Genomic DNA, 12,704 nt, shown 5'->3' with positions numbered 1-12,704 from the left:
TGGGTGAGCAAGGCGTTGATCATACGGATCACCGGCGCGCCGTCCTGGGTGTCGAGCAGGTCGGTGATCTCGGGCATGTCCTGCATCAGGCGGTCAAGGTCGACCTCGTTCTCTGCCGCGCCCACCACGGCGGCGGCGCTGCCCGTATCGGCATAAGCACTGGCGAGGAGGCCGTCGAGTTCGTCGTCGCGTACCTGCTCGAGGTGGGCCTGGCCGAACTGGCGCCGTACTTCGCTGATGGACCAACCGGGGGTGGAGGGGCAGACGGTGAGCAGCATGCCGTCGGCGCCGGGGCGCAGGAGGATGCGTTGGGATTTGGCCCAGGCGTAAGGGAGAAGGCTCACAAGACATCTTCCTGACCGAGCGCGGTCCAAATGTGGGAGGGGCGGTGCGACGATTCGACTTGCCCCCGATAGCGGTGGGTCAGGTTGTACATCTGTGGCTGACACACCCTCATCGGGGGCAAGTCGAATCGTCGCACCGCCCCTCCCACATTTGGTCCTGCGTACAACAGGCTCACGGTCGTGCACCTACAGGCACCGCGCGAATCACCGCCCTCGGCCCCTGCTGCTGCCCGCCCGGAATCGCCTTCTCCACCGACGGCAATTGCGGCGCCTGCACATCCGGCATCGCCCAGCTGTGCTCCGGTTGCAACCCACCCTGGGCACGACGCATGAATTCATAGCGGTTCAAGGTAATGCTGCGCCCCGCGCCACTGTCGCGAATAATGTAAGGCCGCAAAAACACCATCAGGTTGGTCTTGCTCACACTGCGCTTCTCGTTGCGAAACAACGCCCCCAACCCCGGAATATCCGAGAGCCACGGCACCGCGTCGTTGCTCTGGCTGTAGCCGTCCTGCAACAGCCCGCCCAGCACCATGATCTGCCCATCGTCCAACAGGATGCTGGTATCGATCGCGCGCTTGTTGGTCACCGTGCCCGCCGACACCGATGCCCGTGTGTCCACGGTGCTGACCTCCTGGTAGATATCCAGCTTCACCGTGCCGCCCTCGGAGATCTGCGGGCGTACATTCAGCTTGAGCCCCACCTCTTCGCGCTGCACGGTCTGGAACGGGTTATTGCTGGTACCGCCGCCACCGGTCACATAACTGCCGGTGACGAATGGAATGGTCTGCCCGACGAAAATGCTCGCCGCTTCGTTGTCCAGGGTCAGCAGGTTCGGCGTGGACAGCACGTTGGTGCCGCCCTTGCTCTTCAAGGCACGGGCCAGGACCTTGAGGTCGAGCACCTTGCCGATCCCCGGAATATCCACGGTGCCGTTGACCACGCCGATATTCAGGCCCTTGGGCAGTACGTCGATGCTGGTGGGGCTGGCGGGCGTGCCCACGACACCGCTGCCACCCAGGTTAACGCCACCGAAGCCACCTTTGCCCGCCAGGTTGCCGGCCTGCCATTGCACACCGAACTCGGTGGCATCGTCCTCGCCCACTTCCACGATCAGGCTTTCGATCACCACCTGGGCGCGGCGCTGGTCGAGCATGTCGATCACTTCCCGCAGGTTGCGGTACAACGGGTCCGGCGCGGAGATCAGCAGGGTGTTGGTGGTGGCGTCGGCCTGGATGGTCACCCCGCCGGCGCTGAACGCGGTGTCCTGCTCGTTGGCGGTATTGCCGCTGCTGGTGCTGGTGCTGGAACCGGTGGCTTGCCCGTAGCCCAACTGCACGCCACTGCCGGTGGGCGTGCCGCTGCTGTTCTGGGCATTACTCGTGCCCTGGCTGCTATTGCCATTGCCGCCCATGGCGCTGAGCTTGCCACGCCCATCGTCGCTCACCCCGGAATCGCTCTCGCCGGTGAGCAGCCCGCGTAGCGACTGGGCCAGCTTGGCGGCCTGGGCGTTGCGCAGGTACACCACGTGCATATTGCTGGGGTTGCTCTGGGCATTGTCGAGCTTGTAGATGAGGTTGCGCGCCAGCTCCGTACGCTCGGGGCTGCCGGAACGGATGATGATCGAATTGGAGCGCGGGTCGCCGACCACATTGATCTTCTGGGTCTGGTCGGCGCCCTGGGTTTCCAGCAGCTCGGAAACCATGGCGGCGATGTCCACGGCAATGCCGTTCTGAATCTGCACCACATCGGTGTCGATGGCGCTGGGGGTGTCGATGCCGCTGATGATCTGGGCGACCCGAGCGAGGTTTTCCGCATAGTCGGTGATGACGATGCTGTTGTTGCCGGGGTAGGCGTTGATCGGGTTGTTCGGCGACACGATGGGGCGCAGCACCGGGATCAGGTTCACCGCATTTTCGTATTGCAGGCGGAAGGTGCGCGTCTGCATGCCACTGCTGCCGGCACTGTAGATCGGCCCGCCGAGCAACTTGGCATCGGCCTCCGGCACCACCTGGGCCACGCCGCCCACATCCACCACGCTGAAGCCCTGCATGCGCAGCGCCGCCAGCAGCATGTCGTAGGCCTGATGGGCCGGCACCTGGCCTTCGCTGACCAGGGTGAGCTTGCCCTTTACCCGCGGGTCCACCAGGAACTGCTGGCCGGTGGCACGGGACAGCGCGCGCACCACCGCCTGGATATCGGCATCGACGAAGTTGAGCTGCACCGGCTGGTCACCCAGCGGGTTGCGCGCCTTGACCGGCGCCGGGGCCTGGCCACGGACGCTGTTGGTCACCGGGTGCTGGACCCGCGGTTTCGGCGCTTCGTCGCGCTGGCGATCCAGCAGGGTATCGTCGCTGCGACGGGTATCGGCCAGGGGTTGGCCAAGCTCACTGTCCACCAGTAACGGCGTGGTTGACGGGCTGCTGCACGCACTCAAGGCCAGCAACAGCAACGGCGCGGCCTTGCGAAAAGGGAGGACTGACCACTTCATGAAGCTTCCTTAGCGCCAGGCGCCTGATCCATGCGAACGGTCCCGGACACAGTGCCGGCCGAGTTATCGACGGCATCCGCAGCACGTTGCAAACGCGCCTCGGACACCTCCAGGGAAAATGAACGGGGATTGCCCAGCAGCCAGCCCACCACGGCGTCGGCCGGGGCGTTGTCGAAGGTCAGGCGCCAACCGCCGGCGTCCAGCGCCTGCACCTGGTAATGCCCTTGCAGGCCGGCACTGTCCAGGGCCTGGCGCAACGCGGCTTCGTCGGCCTGGCGCGGCGCAGCGACATCCTGCAACAGCACCTGCAAGGCTTCGGCCTGGGCGCGCAGCCTGGGGGTTTCGGCCTGCCAGTAGTCGATCTTTTTCAACGCCGGCTGCACCTGCACCAGCCAGGTCAGCAGGCTCGCCAGCACCAGCCCGGCGCCGATCAGCAGGCGTTTCTCGCGCAGGGCCAGGCCGCTCCAGAACACCTGGGCCCGGGTGCGCAGGCGCAGCCACCTATTCATCGCCGGCCTCCGGTTTTTCCGTGGCCGGCGCCGGGCCGATGCTCCAGCCCTGCTCATCGCGCGTGGCGGCAAAACCGGCCTGGGCCAACGCGGCCTGCCACTCGCCCTCGGCCGCCGGGTTGCGGCTGTCGGCGAGTAACGCCAGGTGCAAGGTGCCCTGTTCAAAATTGAGGTTGTCGACGCTGCCCACCATAAAGGGCAGGTTGCTGCCTGCCAGTTGCAGCAGGCTGCTGAAGCGTTGGCCCGAATCGGCAGCCGCGCCGCTCTGACGTGCGGCCAACTGTTGACGGGCCTGCTGCAAGGGGTTGAGCACCACGGGTAATTCAGGAAACGCCTGGCGCACCTGTTGGTTCATCAACGCCTTGAGCCGTTGGCCTTCGTCGACCTGGCGCGCGGCATACAGGTTGAGGCCGACGGTCCAGATGGCAGCGGCCAGCGCCACACAGGCCAGCGCCCTGCCCCATCCGGCGCCGGAGGCTTGACCGAGGCGAGCGTGCAAGCCCCAGCCAGGCACCGCGCCGCTCCAACGCTGCGCCTCCGCCACCAGCGGCACGTCGAGCGCCTGCAACCCCAGCGGGTGCACAGCGCCCTGCTGCAGGCTGTCGCGGGTCAACAGATAGCCGTCGTCCCACGCCGCCGCCCCCACCGGCAAGGCATAGGGCGCCGGGTACAGGCCGCGCAGCTTGAGCTGCACCTGGGTCAAGACCTGGCCCAGCCGTTCCAGCCCGGCCTTGGGCACCCAGCCCACCTGCACGCGCCCATCGCTTTCGCGCGGGCCGTGGGCCACGTGCATCTGTTCCACCGGCCCGAGGATCAGCGCCTGGGCCGCACAGGCCACCGCCGCCTGGTTCTTTGCTGCGGGCAATGGCGGCAGCTCCAGGCTGGTGAGCAGGCTGTCACGCGGGTGCAGAAAGCAGTCCACCGCCTGCCGGCGCTTGCCCAGTTGCGCCAGGCTTTCCTGCCCCTCGGCCACCACCACGCCACGCTCGAGCCAGGCAAACTTCACCTGGCTTTCAGCACGGACCTGATCCAGCGGCGGCAAGGCAATGCGCAGGCGTTTCATACGCCCACCCGCGACCAGATCACCCTGGGCTCACGGTCTTCGGGGCGGTGCAGCAACGCGTCGATCGTCACCCGCCGGCGCTCGCGGCGCGCCTGGCCCTGCAGGCGAAACCACTCGCTGGTGATGCCCACTTGCACCGCTTCCAACTCCACCTGGGGCAAGTGCAGACGGTTGACGAAATCCCCACGGTTGATAAACCAATGCCCGTTGTCGCGCTCGGCCACCAGCCCGTGGGCCTGGGACAGGCTGAGCTGCGGCACCACCGCGCTGAGCACTTCGGCGCTGGCGGTGTTGCCGTTGACCCAGGTATTACCGGGCAGCACGCTGACGTACGCCTGCAGGCGCTGCAACACCTCCGGGGTCAGGCCTTCGAGGCCACTGAGGTCGTCGAGGCTGCGCAGCATCGGGTATTTGGCGGGCTGCCCGTTCTGTTCGTAGGAGGCAATCACCCGCTGGCTGATGCGCCGGCTCACGGCCGGGGCCACGCCCAGGGTGCGGCACAGGCGCTCGAAGCTCTGCAATTGCTCGGCGTCGGGCTGTTGGCGGTTAACCAGGTTGCGCAGGTTGAACTTGCCCTGTTCATCGTCGATCCGCCCCTCGAACACGTCGGTCTGGGCCCGCGCCCAGGGCTGGTCAAGGCGGGTCAGCACGTCCTTCTGGCGCGCCTCCCAGAGCATCTGCCGGCTGCGTTCAAGGCCACCGAGCAACAGCCATTGGCCCTGCACGCGCGACTGTTCGGCTTCCAGGCTGCGGGTGAATACGGTCTGGCGCGTGAGCATGCCGCCGGCGATCACCGCCACCACCGCCGCGATCAGCAAGGCACTGATAATCGCCATGCCGCGCTGCTTCGCCGCTGGGGGCGAATACCCTTTCATGGCGCGCCTTACAACTGCCAGGAGCCGATATCGGCATTCACGCCATCGCCATCCGGTTGGCCATCGGCGCCCAGGGAGAACACATCGACCTCACCGTTGGCGCCCGGATTGAGGTAGTGGTAAGGGTGGCCCCAGGGGTCGTTGGGCAAACGATCGAGGTAGGCGCGCCAGTTATTGTTCTTGGCATCCGCCGGGCGCTCCACCAGCACTTTCAGGCCCTGGTTCATGCTCGGGTAGGTGCCGTGATCGAGGCGATACAGCTTCAACGCCTGCATCAACCCGCCGATGTCCTGTTTCGCGGCGGTGGCCCGCGCCTGGTCCGGGCGATCGAGGACCTTGGGCACCACCATCGCCGCGAGGATCCCGAGGATGACCACCACCACCATGATCTCGATCAAGGTGAAGCCACGCTGGCCGCGAGGGCCTGGCAATGGGGATGTTAGGCGCGCGATATCCATCTCAACATTCCTTGGCTTGGGTACATTTCGTGGCGCAGTGTTGCAAGAACACATGTCAGTCGTATTGAAAATCCTCGGGAGTTTCGGTCGCCAATCGGTCAACTGCCGGCGCTAGTCTGCGGGCCTGTTTCCCGGCTTTGAGAACGCCATGTACGGCCGTCGCAAGGAGCAAGGTTTTACCCTGATCGAGGTGCTGGTGGCGCTGGCGATTATCGCTGTGGCGATGGCCGCCGCCATCCGCGTGGCCGGGTTGATGACCCAGGGCAACGGCCTGCTGCGGGACAAATCCATGGGGTTGCTGGCGGCGCAGAGTCGCCTGGCGGAGTTGCGCCTGGAGGGGCATTTGCGCGACGGCACAAAGACCTTCAGCTGTGACCAGGGGCGCTTGAAACTGCGGTGCGAGCAGACCATCAGTCGCGATGGCCGCCTGTTTCAAGTCAACGTGCAGGTGCTCGACGCCAGCCGCGAGGCGCCGCCGCTGGCCCGCGTGGAGACACAGGTCAGGGCCGAGTGAGCCGCGGCAAGGCCGGCCCATCGGGCAACTTGTCGAGGTTGACGCGCAGCTTCTCGCCGCCGCGCTCGATCTCGACCCCATCGCCTTCGATGGCCGTGAGCCGCACGCCCGGGCTGAGGCGCTCGCCCAGCAGGAAACTGCGCGGCGGGCCGTCGTTGAGACTGAGGATCGCCACCGCACCGCGCGCCCCGGCCAGCACCCCAGAGACCTTGACCTGCAACGCCGCCGGCGCATTGGAAAACCATTGCAGCGCCGGGTTATCGCTGCGCGCCGCCAGCACCTGGGGCGCGGCCTGGGGCGTATGGGACTCGGCGGACGTCAGCAGCAGCGGCGTCCAGACCGCCACACCGGCCAATGCCGCCAGCAACGCCACGATCTGCACACCGTGGGCCGGTGAGAAACGCAGGGTGAATGCCATGGGAAGGACCTCCTGTTTGTCCATGGCACCAGCCTACAGGCCAATTCGCACGTTTTTATTTCACAAGCTCACCAGCTTTCGAGGGGCCTACCGATGAAACAGCAAGGCTTCACCCTGATCGAGTTGATGGTGGTGCTGGTGATCATCGGCATCGCCAGCGCCGCCATCAGCCTGACCATCAAGCCCGACCCGCTGCACCTGCTGCGCAAGGACGCCGAGCGCCTGAGCCAACTGCTGCAAGTGGCCCAGGCCGAAGCCCGCGCGGACGGCCACCCGATCACCTGGCGCGCCGACGCCAAGGGCTTTCGCTTCAACCGTCGCACCGACGATGGCAGTGGCGTCGAAGCGTTCCAGGGCGACACCCAACTGCGTCCGCGCCTGTGGGAAAGCACGCCGATGCACATCAATATCGAACCCCGGCAAACCCTGGTGCTCGACGCCGAATGGATCAACCCACCCGTGCGCATCGTGCTGTCCGACGGCCAACACAGCCTCAGCCTGCAACGCGACACCGCCGGCTTGATGCGCGTGGTGAGCCAGCCATGAAGCGCTCCGAACAAGGCTTCACCCTGATCGAAGTGATGGTCGCGATCATGCTCATGGCCGTAGTCAGCGTGATCGCCTGGCGCGGGCTGGACAGCGTCACCCGCGCCGACCAGCACCTGCAGGCGAGCAGCGAACAGACCGAAGTGCTGCTGCGCGCCCTCAACCAACTGCAGCGCGACATCAGCCTGCGCGCCAGCGTCGAACTGAACGCCCCGGAGCCCTCAAAGAACAGTGCAGAAAAGCTCGATGGACTGGCGGCGGTCACCGTGCGCAGTTCCGACAGCAAAGGCTTTCGGCTGGACATCATTCGCAGCGCACCCGTCGCCGGCGATGGCCTGCAACGGGTGCGCTGGTGGCTCAAGGGCGACAGTTTGTATCGCGCTGCCGCACCCGCGCGGGATCGCTATCCGCTGCCGGCGGCGAAGGATGGGGTGGTGGTGTTGAGCGGGGTCCGTGACCTGCAGGTGCGGGTGTGGGAGGCGGATAAGGGCTGGCGGCAGTTGAGCGGGAATCGGCGTGAGGATCCATTGGGGCTGGAGATCAGTTTGGTGCGGGAGACGCCGCAGGGGGTGGAGAAGTATCGGCAGGTGGTGGGGCCACTGAGATAGCCGTCCCCCACTCGCGCTTCTCATGCTAGTTGTCGAGCGCAAGCCATTGCAGAGCAGTCGGTTCACTAACTGACCATCCTGAAGAACGACATAGTTATATCTTCCTGCGCCTTGAGTCAACTTTGTCTCTGAGATTAGCGTTGGAACACCTGTTGGGTGATCTGGAGATCACTCGGTCAGACCCCGTTTACCCCCCACTTAACTGCAGAAAGTGTGCAGGTAGGGTGCAAAAACACCGGCGCAAGGCCGGTGTCAGTGGAGCAAGTTTAAGAGAACTCTATTTTGCACTCTGAAAGAGGAATGGAGCGGCCATCGGTAATAACAAATTGATTACCTTCGATTCGAGCCAGCAGCAACCCGAGGCCTTGGGCACCGGCTTTAATATCCTTTCTCCAGCCGTCAATATCACCGTGATATATGACAGCGTGAAACAGACGGGCCATCTATACGTCTCGAAGAGCCCCCTCGTAACTTTGTACCTTATCAATTGCGCACTTCCCAGTCACGACAACAGGACTGGTTGTCTCTAGAGCCGTTACTGCGCCTTTTGCACCATCAACTATCTTGCGTCAATATCCTTACAAAACTCTCAAATGCCTGAGAAACAGATTCTTCCTCTTCTGGAGAAAGCAACACATTCATAACCTGCTCATCAAGAGCACAGTCATATATATCAATACCCACCCAACCTTTAGACCAAAATTCGACAGTTCCTAGCTTGTTAAAACCTTCCAGCTCTATCCTTTCAAGGTCACCAAAATCCCCATCAGCAAATAATGAGCACTAATGAACGCAATCTTTTTCGAGGAGTATATTAATTTTTCGCCACCTCCTAGAAGTCGACTCCATGCAAACTTTAGAAGAACTGTTCCATCCATGGCTTTTTGACCAACTAATATTCCACAATTACATCTACAGCTTCTCCCTTAATAGCTACTCGCCCCCAGTCACCGGTTAGCTCATAGCCACCATTACAACCAACGAAGCTCCGACAGGGTGTAAGAAACATCTCCCGAGTCGCGCCAAACTCCATTCGCAAAGCTTATCGGCCGCTGCGGATAACAAACCAACAACCCTTCGACGAACTGACGAAACGACAAGTCAAGTCGCGTTATCCAACGCATATTGTCGATTTCCAACAATCGCCAGCTGTCTCCACTGTCGAAACCGAAAGCAGTCCCGGTGCTATCCCAGCCGAACAGCCACACCTCGCCCTTAGCACCCGATTCATAGGGTCCGTCTTTATAAAACCCATCATTACCAAAGTAGTCTGCCGCAGGACACAATATGGATTGAATAGTCAAAAGCGACAGCGCGCAGTCGTCCTCCTTTATCTCACCATGCCCCCGCTCCTGCATAAAAGTAAAGTAATCATCGGGAGCCGCTGGCCACTGCTGTCGCATCCCACTCACGTCACCAGAAGAAACAGGGGTCAGACGCTCTAATAGCACGCATGCGAGTGCATTGAAGGCTTCTAATTTTTCGTACATGGTCATGGTCGCCTCGGAGGGTTCTGCGGAAATGCTGTAGTTGTTGGACTTGCTGGGGCATGAACGCCACCTTGGTGAGCACTTCCACCCGGCACCGGATGCAAATTCCACCATTGGTTAGGTCCACCATACTGCTGTGGTATCACAAGGTGCGCTTGGAAATCCACACCACTCTCCGTCTTCGGCCATATCAAGCCAGTATTCAACTCCCACTCACGCTTGAGATTATTTCGCTGGCTATTGTATTCACGCTGTAAGGCTTGATAGTCGCTTCTGGGTGCGACATAAGTGTGATCCACCTGACGCAACTCATCTGCAAGTTGCGTGCGCTGATTAGAGGGCATCGGCACACCTGAATAGTACTCGACGTCCCGGACCACCGCGCGAGCGTCACTCGAGATGTTCGTCCATCCTAATGTGGATGTTGCTGTAAAACTCGCATCATCAGCCGCTGGTGTACCGTTATCGACTAATTTCGCTTCACCAGACGGCAAGCCGCTCGCAGTTCCTTTTGCATCTAATCAGCAGCTGTAAAAAAATGTTTATCTAGATCAACAGGAGGAAACTGACCAGGTAGAATTTTTGACGAAATATCTCTGCTAAGCAGCTTTAAAATAAACTCAACACAGCCGAAGTTGTAGATTTCCTCTTCCCCCTGATCCGAGCTATGAATAGCAACTTTCCATGAGTCTGGCTCCCCATCAACCAACCAAACAAAAGTTTCTCCATTATCCGTTACCGCCCAAGGAAGAAAAGAGCCTTCCGCAGGGTAATCTGGTCTTGGATAGTCCGATAAAAATTCCTGCCTCATTACAGCGTACGCATCTATAAAATATTGGCTTTTGTCAAAATTCAAATTTGAGTTTTCTGAAAATGGATCTAACACCCATACGAAATCGTCTACTGCTCCACATCCGTAAATTGATATGAACTGTTTAAAATCAGATGGTAATCGCAGACCTCCCTCAGATTCAAAGGTCGCCCAAGCCGCATTATCAAAGATTCGCTGAGAGGGTGGTGAAAGGAGAGCAATCAGTTTATTTATCATTCTTACTTAACTCCACTCACGTTCGGAATTTATACATCAAGAGTAAAACCGCCTGCCCCACGACCAGACAACATTACACCGGTTGGCATTGGGTTTGTACCTGTATAAATGGGCACAGCACTATAGCTTACTGTTTCACCACTGGTCCGGTCGATTGGTTACGAATGGCGCAGCTCGTTTGTAAACAGTCGGTAACGTGCCTCAACAAAAACGTGCTGACCCCACACCCGAGAGAAGTTGCACTGAGTTACTCTAAGTTGCTCTGACTGGCATTAATTTTCTTTAAATCGCACTAATTTGCAATAATCAAGAATTTTCACGCCAACCTATTTACCCCCTTTAAGTTCGAACGCCCATGCATTCACCATAGATTTCCAAGTATCTTCATTTAAGTTCCCATTCATGGGAAGAAGGTTCAATCTCTCCCAAGGTCCGTTGAACATACTAGCAATCAAGTGCCCACCCTCGCCCCCACTAACGCCGCACTTGCCTGCCACACATTGCTGATATGTACTCCGATCATATTTTATTAATGAAAGATTTGACTCGACCCTCTCAACGTGGCTCAAGCCATCTGTTGGGAAGTTTTTATTCACATAGACCTTATATACGGTATTCGGCACAGACTTATTCAACTCTTTATTCCACGCACCTTTACTGCCAGAAACAATCTCAACTTCCCGTAAAGCTTGCCCTGTTCCTTTTGCACTTTATGAATTCCCAGCATAAACAATATTATTCGGAAGAGTCATTACCCAAGGCTCGCAAACAGAAGAGCAAAATACATCAAGCCTTCTACCATCAGAAAGTGCAAGAGATGGATCTACGGGCTGATTCTGGGCGATCCACGAAACACTTCCAACTGAAAGACCTACCAACTCTTTAATACGCACACTTGCCTGATCATCCCTACATGCAAACAACATGTCGTCATCCTTAGACACCCTCCAGGCACTACTACTGCTAAAGCTCCAACCGTCTCCAGAAACGTTCAAAAAATCACCATCCCACTCAATACTATTAATACGAAGTGAGGAAAATGACATGACAAGCTTTAAAAAATCAAACATTAGTCCACCTGCTCAATATGCGTTCTTTCTCTAATCCACTGTTTTCTTTCGATTTTAGAAATACCTTTCGGTGGCTGTGGTGGCTTGCACGTTGTTGGATCTATTGGCCCACCATTAGCATTTTCAAACGAAGCCCTCTGAGGACTACGGCTATCTGCTTGCATGACACGGACACGCGAACCATCCGGCATCGTAGATTGCGTACCAACCAATTTTCCTACAGGTGTTGATGGATAACCCCCAGTCTCAAAACTGGCAATCATCTGAGATCACTCGGGGTCAGACTCCGTTTAACTTGAATCGAAAAATCTAGCGCTTCTTGACCATTAACCGGAGCTCGACCATTAACTGCATTCTCGACTTTTCCGTGGTAGGGAGCACCTTCATAGTCCAATCGGCGCATGGCGCCTGCACTTTCACCGGCACCACCTGTCGCTTTTGCCCCAAATCGATTCGACATTACAAAAAGATCATACTATTGAAACAAAATCCGGCCGAGGTACTTTAGGCATGTTTTCGTATGCTTTCAAAACAGTTTGTAACGGTGTCAGAGCTTCATCGTTGTGCCAGTAGACAATCTTGAGCCACGTAGCTGCACGAATATATTGCCCACCGCCCAACCAAGTTTTTTGCAAATTGGCCTGAAGCATTTTTCTACCAGCTTTAAAAAGTTCGTCTTCATTAAACTCCTGACGGGCAGTTCGATGAAGGCACAAAGCATAGCCAAAGTCTCGGGGCTTCAAAGTGCTGGATAGCAATATTTCTCTTTTGCCACTCCAACGTTGATACATCTCAATACCTGCCTCAAAGCCTTCGTCGTGTTCGCCGCTCTGATATGCAAAAGCCATGTAGTCATCCAGGCCAGTTTTGACAATATCATGCGTTGACCAAGGGCGTTTTTCGTAACGCCAGCGAGCTTCCTCATACACACGGGCCGCGCCCCATTCGCCTTCAGAATTCCAGCCCGTTTCCATCCATTCACCCAGAGCTTTTGCCCAGTGCAATATTGTCCTGTGAGCATTAATGTCTGGCCCGAATTCCTCGTCGTTTTCTATGGCCTTATCTATCCATTGCAGAGAGCGGGGAAGTACCGGTGCAATCTCGCCTTGGAGGCCAACTAGCCATGCTGAAATCACATCGGACAAATCAGACTTGGCAACATTCCCCATTGGCCGCTTTGGATCATACTGCGTATCCAATTGCCATTTAAGCATTGCCTCACTGAAACCATTAAATCTGGTTTTGACTGGGTCAAAGAGCATGAATTATC

At 58.7% G+C, this 12,704-nt stretch carries 15 protein-coding genes and 1 pseudogene; 3 read left to right on the top strand and 13 right to left on the bottom strand.

Annotated elements, in window-relative coordinates; all coding sequences use genetic code 11:
* The 6 genes and pseudogenes from C8K58_RS31605 to gspG all read right to left on the bottom strand — a co-directional run.
* Positions 1-344: pseudogene (locus tag C8K58_RS31605) on the bottom strand (type II secretion system protein GspE); the annotation flags it as partial.
* Between the two features lie 172 nt (positions 345-516).
* A complete protein-coding gene (gene gspD / locus C8K58_RS31600) occupies positions 517-2,835 on the bottom strand; it encodes a type II secretion system secretin GspD (protein ID WP_108574890.1) in 2,319 nt (772 codons plus the stop codon).
* Positions 2,832-3,344 (bottom strand): type II secretion system protein GspM, encoded by a 513-nt coding sequence (gspM, locus tag C8K58_RS31595; protein ID WP_108574889.1) that lies wholly within the window; start codon positions 3,342-3,344, stop codon positions 2,832-2,834. Before gspM ends, gspD begins: the two co-directional genes overlap by 4 nt.
* Positions 3,337-4,407, bottom strand: a complete 1,071-nt coding sequence (gene gspL / locus C8K58_RS31590) for a type II secretion system protein GspL (RefSeq protein WP_108574888.1) — start codon at positions 4,405-4,407, stop codon at positions 3,337-3,339. Before gspL ends, gspM begins: the two co-directional genes overlap by 8 nt.
* Entirely contained in the window at positions 4,404-5,282 is an 879-nt protein-coding gene (gspK, locus tag C8K58_RS31585) for a type II secretion system minor pseudopilin GspK (protein ID WP_108574887.1), read from the bottom strand. The genes gspL and gspK overlap by 4 nt, the downstream gene beginning before the upstream one ends.
* A gap of 8 nt (positions 5,283-5,290) precedes the next feature.
* Positions 5,291-5,740, bottom strand: a complete 450-nt coding sequence (gene gspG / locus C8K58_RS31580; RefSeq protein WP_027607545.1) for a type II secretion system major pseudopilin GspG — start codon at positions 5,738-5,740, stop codon at positions 5,291-5,293.
* 148 nt (positions 5,741-5,888) lie between these two features.
* Between gspG and gspI the strand changes: the two genes are divergently transcribed.
* Positions 5,889-6,254: a type II secretion system minor pseudopilin GspI gene (gspI, locus tag C8K58_RS31575; RefSeq protein ID WP_027607546.1), complete on the top strand. Its 366-nt coding sequence runs from the start codon at positions 5,889-5,891 to the stop codon at positions 6,252-6,254.
* Here the strand turns inward: gspI and C8K58_RS31570 are convergent.
* Positions 6,241-6,672: a type II secretion system protein N gene (locus C8K58_RS31570; RefSeq protein WP_027607547.1), complete on the bottom strand. Its 432-nt coding sequence runs from the start codon at positions 6,670-6,672 to the stop codon at positions 6,241-6,243. The two genes, gspI and C8K58_RS31570, sit on opposite strands and share 14 nt — an antisense overlap.
* 93 nt (positions 6,673-6,765) lie before the next feature.
* Here C8K58_RS31570 and gspH point away from each other — a divergent pair, with 93 nt between their 5' ends.
* Both gspH and C8K58_RS31560 read left to right on the top strand, forming a co-directional pair.
* Positions 6,766-7,218: a type II secretion system minor pseudopilin GspH gene (gspH, locus tag C8K58_RS31565; RefSeq protein WP_108574886.1), complete on the top strand. Its 453-nt coding sequence runs from the start codon at positions 6,766-6,768 to the stop codon at positions 7,216-7,218.
* Complete coding sequence (locus C8K58_RS31560) at positions 7,215-7,826, top strand: type II secretion system protein GspJ (protein WP_108574885.1); 612 nt, start codon at positions 7,215-7,217, stop codon at positions 7,824-7,826. Before gspH ends, C8K58_RS31560 begins: the two co-directional genes overlap by 4 nt.
* 266 nt (positions 7,827-8,092) lie before the next feature.
* On the opposite strand, the gene C8K58_RS32465 is transcribed toward C8K58_RS31560, so the two are convergent.
* The 6 genes from C8K58_RS32465 to C8K58_RS31545 form a co-directional block, all read right to left on the bottom strand.
* The gene (locus C8K58_RS32465) at positions 8,093-8,269 is read right to left on the bottom strand and encodes a hypothetical protein (protein ID WP_158277086.1); all 177 of its coding nucleotides are present in this window, start codon (positions 8,267-8,269) and stop codon (positions 8,093-8,095) included.
* Positions 8,270-8,797: 528 nt separating this feature from the next.
* On the bottom strand, positions 8,798-9,322 hold the full coding sequence (locus tag C8K58_RS32375; protein WP_133822160.1) for a hypothetical protein: 525 nt from the start codon (positions 9,320-9,322) through the stop codon (positions 8,798-8,800).
* A 511-nt stretch (positions 9,323-9,833) separates the two neighbouring features.
* The gene (locus C8K58_RS31555; RefSeq protein ID WP_108574884.1) at positions 9,834-10,364 is read right to left on the bottom strand and encodes an SMI1/KNR4 family protein; all 531 of its coding nucleotides are present in this window, start codon (positions 10,362-10,364) and stop codon (positions 9,834-9,836) included.
* A gap of 326 nt (positions 10,365-10,690) precedes the next feature.
* Positions 10,691-10,987, bottom strand: a complete 297-nt coding sequence (locus C8K58_RS33280) for a DNA/RNA non-specific endonuclease (RefSeq protein ID WP_371856065.1) — start codon at positions 10,985-10,987, stop codon at positions 10,691-10,693.
* A gap of 87 nt (positions 10,988-11,074) precedes the next feature.
* Positions 11,075-11,434 carry a hypothetical protein gene (locus tag C8K58_RS32370; protein WP_133822161.1) on the bottom strand — a complete coding sequence of 120 codons (360 nt, stop codon included), beginning with the start codon at positions 11,432-11,434 and terminating at the stop codon, positions 11,075-11,077.
* A gap of 470 nt (positions 11,435-11,904) precedes the next feature.
* Positions 11,905-12,696: a hypothetical protein gene (locus tag C8K58_RS31545; protein WP_092359756.1), complete on the bottom strand. Its 792-nt coding sequence runs from the start codon at positions 12,694-12,696 to the stop codon at positions 11,905-11,907.
* Positions 12,697-12,704 lie beyond the last annotated feature (8 nt).

It is taken from the genome of Pseudomonas sp. GV047 (assembly GCF_003058245.1).
Lineage (GTDB): Bacteria > Pseudomonadota > Gammaproteobacteria > Pseudomonadales > Pseudomonadaceae > Aquipseudomonas > Aquipseudomonas marginalis.
This window is presented reverse-complemented; position numbering and strand designations above follow the sequence as displayed.